This window comes from Dorea sp. AM13-35, assembly GCF_003473885.1.
Taxonomy (GTDB): domain Bacteria; phylum Bacillota; class Clostridia; order Lachnospirales; family Lachnospiraceae; genus Dorea_D; species Dorea_D hominis.
Genome location: NZ_QUCZ01000008.1, coordinates 53,099 through 70,129 on the forward strand (window position 1 = coordinate 53,099; position 17,031 = coordinate 70,129).

The window sequence follows — 17,031 nt, forward strand, 5'->3', positions numbered from 1 at the left end:
TGTTTTTCTTTAACTTTGGGAAAACTTTCCAATTTTTTATGCCATCTGGTGCTGTTTCATCATCATTGTTACTACACTGTAATACAAACTGAATGCAATCACTGCACACACACCGGTTGTCACAATATATTGTGGTATCCGACTTATGAACAGCGCAGTAAATGATGTTCCGTACAGCATGCTCAAAGCATACGTTGAGACAAAGAGCACTGTAACCAGATTACTTACTGCTGTTGCAACAACAAAACGCATACAGCTTTTTTTCTCCCATCCCATCTGTTTTTCATTCTATTCTGTTTTTTGCACTTCTTACAACGTGGCTTGCAAGCACGGACGTTGTTACACTGCCCACTCCTTTTGGAACCGGGCTGATATAAGAAGCCTTCTCCTTTACCTTCTCATAATCTACATCACCGCACATATTACCGTTTTCGTCAATGTTAATTCCTACATCCACCACAACAGCTCCTTCTTTTATCATATCTGCAGTAATAAATTTTGCTTTTCCTGCACAGGCAACGACAATATCTGCGTTCCTACATTCTTCTTTCAGAGCTTTTGTTCTTGTATGACATACCGTGATCGTTGCATGATTTTTTAACATCATCATAGCCAATGGTTTTCCAACCACCATACTGCGCCCCACGATCGTCGCTTTCTTTCCTGTCAGATCTATGTGAAAATGACGAAGCATCTCCATAACAGCCTGTGCTGTGCATGGTGCATATCCTTCAGTCTCACCTAAAAATACTCTCGCACTGTTGAACGGACTCATGCAGTCCACATCCTTCTCCGGATGTATCATAAGCTTCACCGGTTCTTCATCCAGACCTTCCGGCAATGGACGGAATAATAAAATTCCATCTACTTTCGGATCGTCATTTACTTCTGCAAATACGCGTTCGAAATTCTCCTGTGAAATTGTCTTCGGAAGTTCTACAACCTTACAGTCAATTCCTACCATTTCCATACGTTTTTTTGCGCTTCTTTCATACGCAAGGTCATCTCCTCTGGCGCCAACACGGATGATCGCAAGGCATGGATGGATTCCTTTTCCTTTTAACAGTTCCACATCCCGAATCAGCTCTTCCTTCATGGTCTTCGCCACTTCTGTTCCAAGCATTACTGTACTCATAGCCTTCTCCTCCGTATTAACTTTTAAGCTGGACACAGACACCGGCATAAATTCTTTCTTTGTATGCCTGCCCCTCTGCAATAAGCCGGTTTGCAGTTTCATTCAGTTCGCAGGCACGTTCCGCGTTCTTCATCAGACCTGTATTGATAAATACATTCAGTGAAGCACCCTCCAGTGCCGCCTGCGCAAACAGGATTCCAACACCGACATCACTGATCGCGATGCGGCTGCCCTTCTCTCCCAGTATCTCCAGAAGTTTCATGGATTCCAGAACTGTTTTCATGATCTCCATCGGAGTCAGACTTGCCTCGTACAAAGCCTGCTCCAGGATCCGCTCTTTCTCCGCCTTCTCCTCCGGCGTATTCTTCGGAAGTCCATATGCTTTTGACAATGGTTCAAATGCTTTTGCATCCTCATCCGTAAGCACAATAAGACGATCTCTGATCTTCTCTAATCTTCCACATATCTCGATCATTTCTGCTTCTACATCCGCATACTTTTTCTTTCCGACTGTCAGATTGGCAACCATCATGCCAAGTGCAGCCCCAAAAGCACCAACAGCGGCGGAAGCTCCTCCGCCGCCTGGAACGGGTGCAGAAGAAGAAAGAACATTCAAAAATTCTGTTGTTTTCTTCTCCAGCATCATCCTTCATTCCTCCTGCCTTTTTATGCATTTCCCCAATAGCCGGAAGATGATATTGGAAATTCAGCTTTCGGCACTTTTTCCATTATATTTTAAAGTGCTGTCTGTTGCAACTAAATTTCTTCTATTTGGATGAATTCCTGTTAATTTTTATCTTATTTTTTCTTTTTTGGTGCAATATGGATTGCTCCACCTTCCAACTCTTCCAGTGCCTCCCCAATACCTTCATTGTAAGTCGGATGTGCGCGCATTCCTTTTAACAGCTGCGCTACTGTCATTTTATTTGCAACTGCTGTTGTGATCTCGCCGATCATATCTGTTGCACGTGCACACATCATCTGTGCTCCGAGAACAACATCTGTCTCTTCATTTGCAACAATTTTAATAAAACTTCTCTCTTCTTTTGTGATTAATGATTTTCCGTTGGCGCTCATGATGAACTTACCTGTTTTTACCGGAATTTCCGCTGCCTTCGCATCATCCTCTGTTATACCTACCGAAGCAATCTCTGGCTCTGTATATACACAGCCCGGCACAACTGACAAATCAATGGATGGATCTTTTCCGTTCAAATATTCGATCACAACCACCCCCTGTGCACTTGCTGTATGTGCTAACTGCATTCCCTTGATCAGATCACCGATCGCATATACTCCCGGGATGCTGGTCTTGAAATGTTCATCTACAACGATTCTACCTCTTTCCATCTCCGGCACAGCATCTTCCGCAAACAATCCTTCTGTATTTGGAATACGTCCGACTGCGCAGAGAACATACTGGGCAGATGCTTCACATTCTTTCTCCTTTTCGGTATATTTGCAAACGTATGCGCCGTCTCTTTCCTCTACGGACTGTACGCCGGCAGATGTATGCACATCAATACCTCTCTTTTTCAGCAACATCTTAAGACTCTGTGAAATCTCTTTGTCCATATTCGGTACAAGTCTTGGCATTGCCTCAAGAATCGTTACTTTACATCCGAGTGCTGAAAATGCAGTTGCGAACTCGACACTGATAACTCCACCGCCAATAATTACGAGACTTTCCGGCATTTCTTCCAGCTTGAATAATTCATCACTGGATAATACCCCCTTAAGATCCATTCCAGGAAGTGGAAGCATAAATGGTTTACTTCCTGCTGCAAGAATAATATTTCTAGCTTCAAGTACCTGTATTTCTTCCCCTTCCACCTGTACTCTATGACTTCCAAGCAATGTTCCGTGTCCGGATACAAGTGTTACTCCGTTCGCTTTTAAGAGCTGCTCGATGCCCTGAACAAGCTGATCGGTTGTTCCCTGTTTGTATTCCAGAATCTTACTGTAATTAAAAGAAACATCGGATGCCGACACACCAAATTTTTCTGCTTCCTTCATCTCTCTGTACAGAGAGGATGCATGAATCATTGCTTTTGCCGGAATACAGCCGCGGTTCAGGCATGTCCCTCCAACACGGGCATTCTCTACCAGCGCAACCTGCATGCCTTCTTTTGCTGCCTTGATCGCAGCCACATAGCCCCCCGGTCCTCCTCCGACAACAATTACATCAAATTTATCACTCATGTTCTCGATCTCCTCTACAATCTGATTACCATTCGACGGTTTTTAACCAGGCAATAATGTCTTTCATCATCTGGTTTTCACCGTCATCTTCCGACCAGTACAGACCAAGTTCTGTACAAATATTATCTTTTTTATACTTGATTCCCTTTAAATATTTTGGAATTTCTTCTGCTATTGCCGGCTTTAACGCATCTGTATACACAATAATATCTGCAATCCTACCTTCCTGCACACACATATCCAGTGATATCTGTCCCCAGTTAAACCGATGTGTAAGTGTCTCGTTAAACGGAATTTTACGCCCAAACTTCCAGTTCCATGAACCCAGACGTTCTGTAATATTATTAACCTCAGCCGGTTCTAATTTTTCCATTGACAGCACTTCAGCCTGCCCGCCATATACTTCTTCGAATGCCTCTCTAAGCGCTTCTTTCATGCGGTCCACTGTAATATCCGGAACCAGCTCTTTTATATTCACTACCCTGGATTTTACAGAATTTACACCTTTGGACTGTAATTTTTCTTTGGATACTGTCAAATATTTTGACATCTCATCCAGCTTTACATCCAACATGATTGTTCCATGATGATAGCAACGTGAACCTTCTTTGTAAAATGCATTTCCGGAAAATTTTCTTCCATTAATTAGAATATCATTTCTTCCGGATTTTTCAGTACAGACACCGAACTTTGCTACCGCTTTTTGAATAACTTCAAGCTGTCTGTCTACATTATAATTTTCTTTATTTACAAGGAAAGTAAAATTCAGATTACCAAGATCATGATAGACTGCGCCGCCGCCGGATAATCTTCTTGCCAGATATCCACCTTCATTTTCCAGCTTCTCTGTCAGACATTCTGCCCATGCATTCTGATTCCGGCCGATCACAACCGTATGCTGATTCTGCCACAGATATAAGATACATTCTTCTTTTTGACAGTGGAAGAAAAGATATTCTTCCACTGCCAGGTTTTTATAAGGATTATACTGCTCGCTCTCAATATATGTTAACTTATTAACCACTTTATTATTCTCCTGCCATTCTAATTAGTCTTCAAACTGATATCTAAGAATCGGATGTCTTGCTGCTCCTACTTCATCCATTCTTGTTACTGGTGTTGTCATCGGAGCATTATGAAGACTCTCTGCATCCTCACCGGCAGTCTCATACAATTTGCGGAATACTGCAATCGCCTCATCCATTGTCTCTTTAGACTCTGTCTCTGTAGGCTCAACCATTAATGCTTCGTCCACGATCAGAGGGAAATACATTGTCGGTGGATGGATTTCGAAATCGAGAAGTCCTTTTGCAATATCCATTGCTGATACACCTGTCTGTTTTTTCAGATCTGCAAGACTCATAACAAATTCATGCATGCACACTTCATCATAAGCCATTGTATAGAGATCTTTTAATTTATTCATCATATAATTAGCGTTCAGAACTGCATTCTTGCTTGCTTCCGGAATTCCTTCTTTTCCAAGTGTCATAACATAAGCCAGGGCACGTACTACAACAAGGAAATTTCCATAAAAGTTCTTCATCTCACCAATACTGTCTTTTTCTTTTACAGCAACCAGTTTGTCTTCACCTTCTACAAGAATCGATGGAAGGAATGGAACAAGGAATTCCTTGCATCCTACCGGTCCACTTCCCGGGCCGCCTCCACCGTGCGGAGTTGAGAATGTCTTATGAAGATTCAGATGAATAACATCAAATCCCATATCTCCAGGTCTTACTGTTCCCATAACTGCATTTAAGTTTGCTCCGTCATAGTAGCAGAGTCCGCCACAGTCATGAATAATCTTTGTAATCTCAAGAATATTCTTGTCAAACAGACCTACTGTATTCGGGTTTGTAAGCATAAGCCCGGCTACATCATCGCCTGCAATTTCTTTTAATTTTTCAATATCTACGCATCCATCCGGTCCTGAAGGAACACTCACTACTGAAAATCCTGCCATTGCTGCACTTGCCGGGTTCGTTCCGTGTGCAGAATCAGGAACGATGATCTTTTTACGTTTTTCATCTCCACGGCTCTTATGATATGCTTTGATCAGAAGAAGTCCTGTAAACTCTCCATGCGCACCTGCTGCCGGTTGGAAAGTCATACGCTTCATTCCGGCGATCTCGCACAGATAGGATTCCAGTGTTTTTAATACTTCCAGACATCCCTGCACAGTCTCTGTCGGCTGTAACGGATGAATATCTGTAAATCCTTCCAATCCTGCTGCCACTTCATTAACTCTCGGATTATATTTCATAGTACAGGAGCCCAATGGATAGAATCCATCGTTCACACCATGTGATTTCTTTGCCAGTTCTGTGTAATGTCTGCTAAGCTCGCCCTCTGAAAGCTCCGGCAGATGTAATTTCACTTCTCTTTTATCTTTTGCATCTAAAGTAACGACTGGTACATCGCACTCCGGAAGGTTCTGGCATTTTCTTCCTGTTTTGCTTTTTTCAAAAATCAGCATCCACTACACCTCCTTTAAGATCGATACTGCTTTGTCGATCTCTTCTTTTGTGTTCATCTCTGTACAGCACCAGAGAATCCGCTTGTCATCCAGTGGATATCCACCAAGGATGTCTTCGTCCTCCAGTGCCTTCAGTACTTTTTCAGAAGGTGTATCTGATACAGTTACAAATTCATGAAAGAAATTCTGTTTGTTTTCTACTTTAAATCCTGCTTCCGCAAGTTTCTCTGCCATGTAATGTGCTTTGGACATGCTCTGCTCGGCTGCTTTTGTCACACCTTCATTTCCCATGCAGGAAAGATATACACCAACAGCAAGTGCACAAAGTGCCTGGTTCGAACAGATGTTGCTGGATGCTTTCTCACGACGGATATGCTGCTCTCTTGCCTGTAATGTCAGAACATAGCCTTTCTTTCCGTTGTGATCTTCTGTCTCTCCGACAACTCGTCCAGGAAGCTTTCTCATCATACTTTCCACGCATGTCATGAAGCCGAGATATGGTCCGCCAAATGCAATTGGAAGTCCGAGTGGCTGTCCGTCGCCAACTGCAACATCTGCGCCATACTCTCTTGGTGTCTTCAATGCTCCAAGAGAAATCGGATTCACACTCATAACGTATTTAGCGCCTGCCTCGTGTGCCACTTCGCCGATTGTCTGGGCATCTTCCAAATTTCCATAATAATTTGGATGCTGAATCAGCACACATGCTGCCTGTTTATCAATATGTTCTTTCAGATAAGCAATATCTGTCACTCCGTCTTTTTCCGGAATTACTTCGATTTCTAATTCGTTACCGAAGCAATATGTTTTAATAACTTCTAACACACTTGGCATTACTGTTGCTGAAACAAATGCTTTCTTACGTTTTCTGTCAGCACACATTGCAACCGCCTCTGCTGCTGCCGTAGCTCCGTCATAAACAGATGCATTGGATACATCCATTCCTGTAAGATCTGCCATCATTGTCTGATACTCAAAGATGGACTGCAGGATTCCCTGACTGATCTCTGCCTGATACGGTGTATATGCAGTCTGTAAATTTTCTTTTGAAATGACATTGTTTACCATAGCCGGAATATAGTGTCTGTATGCGCCTGCACCACGGAAGATTGTCGGAAATACTTTATTTTTCTTTGCGATTTCTTTCATCTTTTTCAGAACTTCCATCTCTGGCATTCCTTCCGGAATATCTAAGCCGCCCTTGATCTTAACCTGCTCCGGGATGTGGCGGAATAAATCATCGATGCTCTCATATCCGATTTCATTCAGCATCGCTTTTCGCTCATCTAATGTGTTTGGAACATAACTACCCATGTTCTTTATCCACCGCCTTTCTTCACATTCTTATGTATTAAGCCTCTTCGCTTTCTACAAATGCTTTGTATGCGTCAGCATCTAACAGTTCTTCTGTCTCTTTTACTTCACCAACTTTTACAAACCATGCATCATAAGGTGTTTCGTTGATAGATTCCGGAGCATCTAACAGCTCTTCATTGATCTCTGTTACAACACCTGAAACCGGTGAGAATACATCAGATACTGCTTTTACAGACTCAACATCTGCGAATGCTTCTCCGACTGTTACTTCATCTCCAACTTCCGGAAGGTTTATAAATACAAGATCTCCTAATTCAGACTGTGCATAATCTGTTAATCCGATCACTCTTACGTCTCCATCCTCTTTTATCCACTCGTGTGATTTTGAATACTTTAATTCTGCTCTTAATTCCATTGTTTTAATCTCCTTTTCTTTTATGATATAATATGCCCCTGTTTTTGATACCCTCGGTTTCAGACCTTTTCCCTGGCATCCTTATATTTATTTTGCTCTCTTATAGAACGGAAGTGCTACAACTTCTACATCAATCATACGTCCTCTGACATCTACCTGTAATTTTGTTCCTACATCTGTATAGGCAGTTTCCAGTAATGCCATTCCGACAGCCTTGTCAATGAAAGGACCTTTTGTACCGGATGTTGTATGTCCGATCACTTTGCCGTCTGCATATACATCCTGATGTTCACGGATGATTCCTCTTCCAATAACTTCCAGACCTACTCTCTTTCTCGTTAGTTCTGCATGTTCTTCCAGAGCTTTCTTACCGATGAAGTCATCTTTTTTCATCTTCACTGCGAATCCAAGTCCTGTCTCCAGCGGTGAAACATCATCATCCATCTCGTGACCGTAAAGTGGCATTGCTGCTTCCATACGAAGTGTATCTCTTGCTCCAAGACCACACGGGATAAGTCCTTCTTCTTTTCCATTTTCAAGAAGTGTATCCCACATCTTCTCTGCATACTCGCTTGGCAGATATAATTCTACTCCATCCTCACCTGTGTATCCTGTCTTGGAAATGATACATGGGATTCCGGCTACTTCTGTGTCGAATACTGCATGGTAGTATTTCTGAGGAATGTTCTCTTCTGCTGTCAGCTTTCTTAAGATATCCATTGCTTTTGGTCCCTGCAGTGCAAGCTGTGCATACTGAGCAGATACGTCTGTAAATTTGACTTCTCCAAACTGATGATTTAACATCCACTGATAATCTTTATCTTTGTTTGCTGCATTGACAACAATAAAGTAATGATCATCGGAATGTTTGTAAACAATCAGATCGTCTACTGTTCCGCCATGTTCATTACACATCGGACTGTATCTTGCCTGTCCATCCACCATATTGTCAAAGTTATTTGTCAGTATCATCTGGATATTTGCAAGTGCATCCTTTCCTTCGCATAAAACTTCTCCCATATGAGATACATCAAATAGTCCTGCCTGAGTACGAACAGCCATATGTTCTTTGATTACACCTGCTTCATACTGTACCGGAAGAAGGTAACCTCCAAATGGTACGATCTTACCTCCTGCCTTCACATGTGCATCATAGAGTGGCGTTTTTAATTCCATGATAAAAATCCTCCTTTTTTCTCATCATGAACTGCTCTGTCAGCGGGTCTTGTTCCGTTAAAAGTTTGTCGGAGCAAAAAAATAAGAGACATGTCCTATTTCAGGACTTCCTGCCTCCCTGTCTGCTTTCTTTCAGAGCTTCGTCCGAACCCAATTCTTCTGCCTGAGAGTTTCGAATTACTTCTTGCCCCTTCGGCGCTATTACTTATTGCTAATAATCTCTCTTAGGTTCATCACCCGATCACTTTTCTTTTATTTTGACAGGCTTATTGTAACAGCCCTTGAATTATCTGTCAATAATTGTTTATTTTTTAACTTTTCTGTTATTTATAGGCAATTGCAACAGTCATTATAGTTATTATCTATAAAAAAGAAAGATACATTTTCACTTTTTTGTAGAAAATGTATCTTTCTTTATTTCCATTGTATTTTATTGTACTATTATCTGCGTATTTTCATACTTCTAAAGTGCACTTATGCAAGCTGTTCAGCCAGTACTTCTTTCGCTTTTGTGAGTGCATCATTCATGCCTTCCGGCTTCTTGCCCCCAGCTTGGGCCATATTCGGGCGGCCACCACCACCACCGCCAACGCATGATGCACAAGCCTTGATCAGATTACCTGCATGTGCGCCTTTATCAATTGCTCCTTTGGTAGCCATAGCCATCAGGCTGACTTTACCATCTGTAGCCGATACAAGCACGACAACACCTTCGCCAAGCTTGTCTTTTAACTGGTCACCAAGATCACGGAGTCCGTTCATATCCACGCCATCTACCTTTGCGGCGAGCAGTTTCACACCGACAACTTCTGTCACCTGATTCATCACATCACCTATAGCATCTTTGGCAAGCTTGCCCTTCAGGCTCTCCACTTCGCTCTTCAATGCCTTATTCTCAGCCTGCAGATGACTGATCTTCTCTTCCATATTATCCGGAGTTGTCTTCAACATCTTCGCAGCTTCGTGAAGCTTCTGCTCCTGTTCCTCGTAATAATCCATCAGTCCTTTGGAAGTCAGTGCTTCAATACGGCGCACACCGGCTGCGACACCGGACTCGGAAAGGATCTTAAATGCCATGATATCACCGGTATTTGCCACATGTGTACCACCACAGAACTCAATAGAGAAATCTCCCATGCTGACAACACGTACAATATCTCCGTATTTTTCACCAAACAGAGCCGCTGCTCCTGTCTTTTTTGCTTCCTCGATCGGCATGTTGCGCACAACAACCGGAAGATGATTACGAATTTCTCTGTTGACGATTGCCTCTACTTCTTTGAGCTGTTCTTCTGTCATAGCAGAAAAATGCGTAAAGTCAAAACGAAGTCTGTTCGCATTGTTCAGAGATCCAGCCTGTTCTACATGTGTTCCAAGCACCATGCGGAGTGCTTTCTGTAACAGATGTGTTGCACTGTGGTTATTTGCAGCAAGTGCACGGTTCTCACGATCAACTTCCATTGTCACTTTATCACCGATTTTGATCATGCCTTTTGTCACATGACCGACATGTCCGAATTTGCCACCGAGAAGTTTTACAACATCTTCTACTACAAATTCACCGTCTGCACTGCGGATCACGCCTTTATCAGCTTCCTGTCCACCGCTTGTTGCGTAGAACGGAGTCTTCGCTACAATGACCGTTCCCTTTTCTCCGTCAGAGAGTGCATCTACAATCTCTTCTTCACTTGTAAGTGCTGTAACTTCTGACTCTGCTTCCATATTGTCATATCCGACAAATTCTGTTGTCAGTTCCGGATCAAGCGCATCATAAACGCTTGCGTCTGTACCACTGTAACTGTGTGTTCCAAAAGTTCCTTCGGACTTCGCGCGCTGTTCTTTCTGTGCTTTTTCAAAGCCTTCTTTATCATATGTCAGTCCCTTTTCCTCCAGGATCTCACTTGTCAGATCCACCGGGAATCCATAAGTATCATAAAGCTTGAATGCATTCTCTCCGGAAAGTACGGTTGTACCTTCTGCTTTCATATCTGCTTCCATGTCAGCAAGAATAGACAGTCCCTGATCGATCGTCTTGTTAAACTGCGCTTCTTCTTTTGCAATGACATTGAAAATAAAGTCTTTTTTCTCTTCCAGTTCCGGATATCCATCCTTGGAACCATCGATAACAGTCTGTGCCAGTTCTACGAGGAATGCTCTCTCAATGCCAAGCAGTCGTCCATGACGGCAGGCACGACGCAACAGACGCCGCAGCACATAACCTCTTCCACTGTTGGACGGCATAATTCCGTCAGAGATCATAAACGTGACAGAACGGATATGATCCGTGATAACACGGAGAGAAACATCTGTCTCATCGCTTGTTCCATAAGATACACCTGTAATGCGGCATACATGGTCGCGCAGTGCTTTCATTGTATCGATATCAAACATAGAATCTACATTCTGCACAATACATGCAAGACGCTCCAGTCCCATACCGGTATCAATATTCTTCTGTTCAAGTTCTGTGTAGTTGTTGTGTCCGTCATTGTCAAACTGTGTAAATACGTTATTCCAGATTTCCATGTACCGATCACATTCACATCCTACTGTACAATCCGGACGTCCGCAACCATATTTCTCACCGCGGTCGTAATATACTTCTGAACATGGACCACAAGGACCTGAACCATGCTCCCAGAAGTTATCTTCCTTGCCAAACTTGAAGATTCTCTCCGGTGCAATCCCAATCTCTTCATTCCAGATCTTCCACGCTTCATCGTCCTCAAGATAAACAGATGGATACAGACGATTCGGATCAAGACCTACAACTTCTGTCAAAAACTCCCATGTCCAGTGAATTGCATCGTGTTTAAAATAATCTCCAAACGAAAAGTTACCAAGCATCTCGAAGAAAGTACCGTGTCTTGCAGTCTTTCCTACATTCTCGATATCTCCTGTACGGATACACTTCTGACAGGTTGTCACTCTCTTTCTTGGTGGAATCTCCTGTCCTGTAAAATATGGTTTTAACGGCGCCATACCGGAATTGATAAGCAACAGACTCTTGTCATTGTGCGGCACCAGTGAAAAGCTTTTCATAGCCAAATGTCCTTTACTTTCAAAAAAATCAAGGAACATTCTACGTAATTCATTTACTCCGTATTTTTGCATAATTTCCTCCTCCAAACTCACTATCTCCTAATTATAATAAGATACCCGCCGTTTGTCAACGACAGGCATCTTTGCACATTTCTTCTTTTTTACTTTAATTCAATCTCTGCCAATTCTTTTGGCGGAAGTTTTTTCGTGGATGCTTTTACAAATTCTTTGATATTCTTCTGCGCTTTCGGAACCGGAATATTTGTTCCTGCACCTGCCACGCATCCTCCTGGGCATCCCATTCCTTCAATCAGACATCCGTTCATGCGTCCTGCTTTTGCAAGAGCAAGCATCTTCTTACACTCAGCCAGTCCTTCCGCATGTTCGATATTTACTTCTACATCCGGATAATACTCATGGATACATTTCTCGATTGCCTCTGCAACGCCTCCTGCTACTGCATACCCTCTTCCTGCTCCGGTCGCATCATGGAAAGACGATTCTGCTTCATACTGTGTCAGGTCAATATTCTTAGCATCGAACATTGCCTGCAGTTCTTCAAATGTAATAACAAAATCCACATCACTTCGCACATCCCGGCGCATCGCTTCCAGCTTCTTTGCCGCACACGGTCCAATGAATACCACTTTGGCATTCGGATGCTTCTGCTTGATCGTACGTGCAGTCGCAACCATCGGCGTTAACTCCTGTGATACCTGATCAATGAGGTCCGGAAAATACTTCTTAGCAAGCATCGCCCATGACGGACAGCAAGATGTAAGAAGGAACGGCAGTTCTCCTGTCACAACTTTTTCCACATAATGGTGCGCCTCCGCAACTGCACCAATATCTGCCCCAAGTGCAACTTCATAAAATTCCGAGAAACCAAGTTCCTTGAGTGCCGCTTTTAGATTTCTCGGCGTGATATTATCTCCAAACTGTCCTGCATATGCCGGAGCAATCTCGGCAACAATCTCTTCACCATCTTTCAGTGCATGCGCTAACTGGAAAATCTGCGATTTATCAGAAATCGCACCAAACGGACAGTTTACCATACACATTCCGCAGGATACGCATTTATCATTGTTAATGTAAGCTCTTCCCATAGCATCTGACTCAATTGCTCCTACACCACATGCCATTTTGCAAGGTCTTGCCTTACAGGAGATTGCGTCATACGGACAGGCGGATTTGCATTTTCCACACTTGATGCATTTTTCCTGGTCAATGTGAGATTTACCATTTACCATGGAAATCGCACTCTTCGGACAGACTTCCATACACGGATGTGCCAGACAGCCCTTACACATATTGCTCACTTCATATCCACGTTCCTCACATGCTGCACACGCTGACGGTATGACCTGCATAAGCGGCGGCTCATAGTATTTGTCCGAAATATTACTCGCCTCCACACCGGCAGTCAGATGAACCGGTTTGTTCTCCGGACGGAGTGACAATCCCATAGCAAGACGGAGACGCTCCCTGACAACTGCTCTGGCTCTGTAAATGCTGTCCCTGTAAACAGGGCTTTCTTCATTCACCATAGCATATGGAATTGCTTCCATGTCGTCACAAAGCGTCTCATCATTTGCCTCGAAGCCAAGTCTTGCAACTTCTTCGAATACTTTCCGTCTCAAACGTTTGACTGTCGTATCTAATCCTCTGATCATATTGACACATCCTCCTGATTCTCTTTCCTGATAGGATTTCTCATAAACTCCTTTAAGTATAAAAAATCGTTAATACAGTGTCAATATTCCCGCATGTACAGAATTAAATACAACTTACAGTAATACGATATTATGCTCTTTGCATGTCTTTTTCATTTCTTCCGGCCAGATACTTGCCTGAACCTCTCCGACATGGGCACGATCCAGAAGCAGCATACAAAGTCTTGACTGACCGATACCTCCACCGATCGTATACGGCAATTCTCCATTTAAAAGCATCTTATGATACGGCAGTTCTTTGCGTTCCTCGCATCCGGCTTTTTTTAGTTGTTCTGCAAGAGATTTCTCATCTACACGGATACCCATGCTGGAAATCTCCAGTGCACAGTTCAGATTTTCAAACCAGAATAGGATATCTCCATTTAACTGCCAGTCATCATAATCCGGTGCACGACCATCATGCGGCTCCCCGCTTGCCAGCTTGTCACCGATCTGCATAACAAATACACAACCGTATTCTTTCGTAATCAGATTTTCTCGTTCTTTTGGTGTCTTATCCGGATAACGGTCTTCCAGCTCCTGAGAAGTGATAAACGTCACTCCGTCCGGCAGATGTTTCACTGCCTGTGGATACTTATACCATACTTCATGCTCCATATGTTTGATTACTTTGAAAATTGTACGCACGGTATCTTTTAATGTCTCAACTGTACGCTCTTCTTTTGTAATTACTTTCTCCCAGTCCCACTGGTCAACATAACAGGAATGAAGATTATCCAGTTCTTCATCGCGGCGGATTGCATTCATATTTGTATAAAGTCCTTCGCCTGGTTTGAAGCCATATTCATGAAGGGCCATACGTTTCCATTTTGCAAGAGACTGTACAACTTCTACTTCTTCTCCTTTGATCCCTGCAATATCAAACTGTACCGGACGCTCCACACCATTCAAATTGTCATTCAGTCCGCTCTTCTTCGTAACGAAAAGAGGCGCTGAAATTCTTTCCAGATTCATCTCTTTTCCAAATTCTTTCTGAAAGGTGTCGCGAATGTACTTGATTGCTTCCTGCGTCTCTCTTACCGAAAGATGAGGGTCATATTTTTCAGGTAATATTAATGCCATGTTTCTTCCTCCTAGCTGTGACTTGTTTTATGTTTGCTCTATTGTTATGAATCTTCTTATCTGTCTATTCCCGTCCGAATACTTTCTGTGCATAGTATACGGATTGCATTGCATCTTTTCCATAGAAATCTGCATGGATCTGGTCTGCATAATCCTGATTTAGGACTGCACCGCCTACCATAACTTTACAATCCGGCTTTTCTTTGTTGAGCTGTCTGATCGTTTCTTCCATGCTGACTACAGTTGTCGTCATAAGCGCACTTAATCCAACCAGTTTAATATCTTCTTTTACTGCTGTCTCAACAATCAATTCCGGCGGTACATCTTTTCCAAGATCCAGAACATCAAAGCTGTAATTTTCAAGAAGTACTTTCACGATATTCTTGCCTATATCGTGAATATCTCCTTTTACAGTTGCAAGAATGATCTTGTCTTTTTCCTCTTCTTCTGTGCCGCTCTTTGCCAGTTCATCCTTCAATACCGCAAATGCAATCTTAGCGGCATCTGCACTCATCAAAAGCTGCGGAAGGAATACCGTACCTTTTTCAAATCCTTTTCCAACTCCGTCTAAAGCCGGAATCATCTCCTCATTGATAATATCAAGCGGTGCCATCGTCTTTACAAGCTCATAGGCTGCATGATGCGCTTCTTCTTTTAAGCCTTTTTCAATTGCACTCTTGAGCGTAATCTGCGTATCTTTGGCAACAGGTTTGTCTGCCTTTACGCTTCCGTATTGTCTGATATATTCTTCACAGTTCTCATCATAATTCATCAATGCACAATAAGAATAGTATGAACGCATCATATCTTCTGACAGAGGATTGATAATTCCTGCACTCAGACCGTTCTGCATTGCCATTGTGTAGAAATTGGAATTGACTGCCGGGCGGTATGGAAGTCCGAATGAAATATTCGATACTCCAAGCACCGTACAGACTCCATATATCTCCCTGACTTTTCTCAGAGATTCCAATGTGATCCGGGCGCCTTCCGGTTCTGAACTGATCGTCATTGTAAGAACATCGACAACAATATCTTTCTTTGGGATACCATATTTTGCTGCTTCTGTAATGATCTTTCCGGCAATCTCCACACGTTTTTCAACTGTCTGTGGAATCCCGTCTTCATCGATTGTCAGCGCTACTACTGCTCCGCCATACTTTTTGATCAGCGGGAATACCTGATCCATGGACTCCTGCTTTCCATTCACGGAGTTTACCATCGGTTTTCCGTTATAGATACGCATAGCGGCTTCCATTGCCTGCTGGTCAACTGTATCGATTTGAAGTGGCAGGCTTGTAATACTCTGCAGATTCATGACAACTTCACGCATCATCTCTACTTCATCAATATCCGGAAGTCCGACATTGACATCCAGGATATGTGCTCCATGATCCTGCTGGGAAATCGCTTCACGCAGAATATAATCCATGTCGTGATCTTTGAGCGCCTGTTTAAACTTTTTCTTACCGGTTGGATTGATACGCTCTCCGATGATCAGCGGCTTCTCACCTAAAAATGCTGCTTTTCCGTAGGAAGATACGATCGTTCTCTCACAAACTTCCGGCAGTTTTCTTCTGTTCCATGCATCGGATGCTTTCACTCTTGCAATCATCTGACGGATATGCTCCGGTGTTGTACCGCAACAGCCTCCGATCACAGCAGCGCCTTTCTCAACAATCTTTATCATATATTCGGAAAATTCTTCCGGATCTACATCATAATAAACTTCTCCGTCCTTCTGTTTCGGAAGTCCGGCGTTAGGCTTGACAATGACCGGAACGGAAGTATATTTTAAAATCTCATCAAGGATCGGCATCATCTGTTCCGGTCCCATACCACAGTTAATACCGAGTGCATCTACGCGGAGCCCTTCCAGCATCGCAACTACAGACGGAACATCTCCACCTGTGAGAAGTTTTCCTTTTTCATCAAAGATCATCGTTGCAAATACAGGTAGTGATGTATTCTCTTTTGCAGCCAGTATTGCCGCTTTCACCTCATAAGTATCGCTCATTGTCTCAATGTGGATCAGGTCTGCACCGGCTTTTTCTCCATAAATGGTAACTTCTTTAAATGCATTATAGGCATCCTCAAAGTCCAGATCTCCCATTGGTTTTAATAATTTACCGGTCGGTCCGATATCAAGTGCTGCATACACTTCTCTTCCATCCGTAACACCTTCTTCTGCCGCTTTCTTTAAATTTGCAACAGAAGCATTCACAATCGCTTCCAATGAATACTGCGAATCGTGAAACTTCAATGCATTTGCGCCAAATGTATTACTCAGTACAATATCGCTTCCAGATTCATAATATTTTTTATGAATCTGAACCATTGTATCTGGATGCTCAATGCTCCATGTTTCCGGAAGTTCTCCCGGTTTTAATCCATTTTCCTGCAAAAGAGTTCCTGTTCCTCCATCAAAAAACAAAAGCTCTTTCCCCAGCCTGTCTAATAGCATATTCTT

General features: G+C 42.9%; 13 protein-coding genes and 1 riboswitch. All 13 genes read right to left on the minus strand.

The features are described from left to right. Positions 1 to 36 precede the first annotated feature (36 nt). On the minus strand, positions 37 to 276 hold the full coding sequence (locus tag DW152_RS09870; protein WP_117537286.1) for a hypothetical protein: 240 nt from the start codon (positions 274 to 276) through the stop codon (positions 37 to 39). A 7-nt stretch (positions 277 to 283) separates the two neighbouring features. Then, a complete protein-coding gene (locus tag DW152_RS09875; protein WP_118288531.1) occupies positions 284 to 1,135 on the minus strand; it encodes a bifunctional 5,10-methylenetetrahydrofolate dehydrogenase/5,10-methenyltetrahydrofolate cyclohydrolase in 852 nt (283 codons plus the stop codon). A 16-nt stretch (positions 1,136 to 1,151) separates the two neighbouring features. Then, a complete protein-coding gene (locus DW152_RS09880; RefSeq protein WP_117537412.1) occupies positions 1,152 to 1,778 on the minus strand; it encodes a cyclodeaminase/cyclohydrolase family protein in 627 nt (208 codons plus the stop codon). A gap of 155 nt (positions 1,779 to 1,933) precedes the next feature. Next, complete coding sequence (gene lpdA / locus DW152_RS09885) at positions 1,934 to 3,337, minus strand: dihydrolipoyl dehydrogenase (RefSeq protein ID WP_118288532.1); 1,404 nt, start codon at positions 3,335 to 3,337, stop codon at positions 1,934 to 1,936. A gap of 25 nt (positions 3,338 to 3,362) precedes the next feature. Next, the gene (locus DW152_RS09890; protein ID WP_118288533.1) at positions 3,363 to 4,361 is read right to left on the minus strand and encodes a lipoate--protein ligase; all 999 of its coding nucleotides are present in this window, start codon (positions 4,359 to 4,361) and stop codon (positions 3,363 to 3,365) included. Positions 4,362 to 4,385: 24 nt separating this feature from the next. Then, positions 4,386 to 5,816: an aminomethyl-transferring glycine dehydrogenase subunit GcvPB gene (gcvPB, locus tag DW152_RS09895; protein WP_118288534.1), complete on the minus strand. Its 1,431-nt coding sequence runs from the start codon at positions 5,814 to 5,816 to the stop codon at positions 4,386 to 4,388. Positions 5,817 to 5,819: 3 nt separating this feature from the next. Next, on the minus strand, positions 5,820 to 7,130 hold the full coding sequence (gene gcvPA / locus DW152_RS09900) for an aminomethyl-transferring glycine dehydrogenase subunit GcvPA (protein WP_118288535.1): 1,311 nt from the start codon (positions 7,128 to 7,130) through the stop codon (positions 5,820 to 5,822). Between the two features lie 37 nt (positions 7,131 to 7,167). After that, entirely contained in the window at positions 7,168 to 7,548 is a 381-nt protein-coding gene (gene gcvH, locus DW152_RS09905; protein ID WP_118288536.1) for a glycine cleavage system protein GcvH, read from the minus strand. An 87-nt stretch (positions 7,549 to 7,635) separates the two neighbouring features. Continuing rightward, on the minus strand, positions 7,636 to 8,724 hold the full coding sequence (gene gcvT, locus DW152_RS09910) for a glycine cleavage system aminomethyltransferase GcvT (protein ID WP_118288537.1): 1,089 nt from the start codon (positions 8,722 to 8,724) through the stop codon (positions 7,636 to 7,638). A gap of 141 nt (positions 8,725 to 8,865) precedes the next feature. Continuing rightward, positions 8,866 to 8,961: riboswitch (glycine riboswitch) on the minus strand. 237 nt (positions 8,962 to 9,198) lie between these two features. Next, entirely contained in the window at positions 9,199 to 11,838 is a 2,640-nt protein-coding gene (gene alaS, locus DW152_RS09915) for an alanine--tRNA ligase (protein ID WP_118288538.1), read from the minus strand. An 89-nt stretch (positions 11,839 to 11,927) separates the two neighbouring features. Next, positions 11,928 to 13,439 carry a 4Fe-4S dicluster domain-containing protein gene (locus tag DW152_RS09920; protein ID WP_021859966.1) on the minus strand — a complete coding sequence of 504 codons (1,512 nt, stop codon included), beginning with the start codon at positions 13,437 to 13,439 and terminating at the stop codon, positions 11,928 to 11,930. 114 nt (positions 13,440 to 13,553) lie between these two features. After that, the gene (gene asnA, locus DW152_RS09925) at positions 13,554 to 14,561 is read right to left on the minus strand and encodes an aspartate--ammonia ligase (RefSeq protein ID WP_118288539.1); all 1,008 of its coding nucleotides are present in this window, start codon (positions 14,559 to 14,561) and stop codon (positions 13,554 to 13,556) included. Between the two features lie 64 nt (positions 14,562 to 14,625). Beyond that, positions 14,626 to 17,025, minus strand: a complete 2,400-nt coding sequence (locus DW152_RS09930) for a homocysteine S-methyltransferase family protein (RefSeq protein ID WP_118288540.1) — start codon at positions 17,023 to 17,025, stop codon at positions 14,626 to 14,628. Between the last annotated feature and the right edge of the window lie 6 nt (positions 17,026 to 17,031).

What these genes read in the sequence shown, in the direction of transcription:
- DW152_RS09870 (WP_117537286.1), bottom strand. Translation starts at nt 276, where the DNA reads ATGGGATGGGAGAAAAAAAGCTGTATGCGTTTTGTTGTTGCAACAGCA.
- DW152_RS09875 (WP_118288531.1), bottom strand. Translation starts at nt 1,135, where the DNA reads ATGAGTACAGTAATGCTTGGAACAGAAGTGGCGAAGACCATGAAGGAA.
- DW152_RS09880 (WP_117537412.1), bottom strand. Translation starts at nt 1,778, where the DNA reads ATGCTGGAGAAGAAAACAACAGAATTTTTGAATGTTCTTTCTTCTTCT.
- lpdA (WP_118288532.1), bottom strand. Translation starts at nt 3,337, where the DNA reads ATGAGTGATAAATTTGATGTAATTGTTGTCGGAGGAGGACCGGGGGGC.
- gcvPB (WP_118288534.1), bottom strand. Translation starts at nt 5,816, where the DNA reads ATGCTGATTTTTGAAAAAAGCAAAACAGGAAGAAAATGCCAGAACCTT.
- gcvPA (WP_118288535.1), bottom strand. Translation starts at nt 7,130, where the DNA reads ATGGGTAGTTATGTTCCAAACACATTAGATGAGCGAAAAGCGATGCTG.
- gcvH (WP_118288536.1), bottom strand. Translation starts at nt 7,548, where the DNA reads ATGGAATTAAGAGCAGAATTAAAGTATTCAAAATCACACGAGTGGATA.
- gcvT (WP_118288537.1), bottom strand. Translation starts at nt 8,724, where the DNA reads ATGGAATTAAAAACGCCACTCTATGATGCACATGTGAAGGCAGGAGGT.
- alaS (WP_118288538.1), bottom strand. Translation starts at nt 11,838, where the DNA reads ATGCAAAAATACGGAGTAAATGAATTACGTAGAATGTTCCTTGATTTT.
- DW152_RS09920 (WP_021859966.1), bottom strand. Translation starts at nt 13,439, where the DNA reads ATGATCAGAGGATTAGATACGACAGTCAAACGTTTGAGACGGAAAGTA.
- asnA (WP_118288539.1), bottom strand. Translation starts at nt 14,561, where the DNA reads ATGGCATTAATATTACCTGAAAAATATGACCCTCATCTTTCGGTAAGA.
- DW152_RS09930 (WP_118288540.1), bottom strand. Translation starts at nt 17,025, where the DNA reads ATGCTATTAGACAGGCTGGGGAAAGAGCTTTTGTTTTTTGATGGAGGA.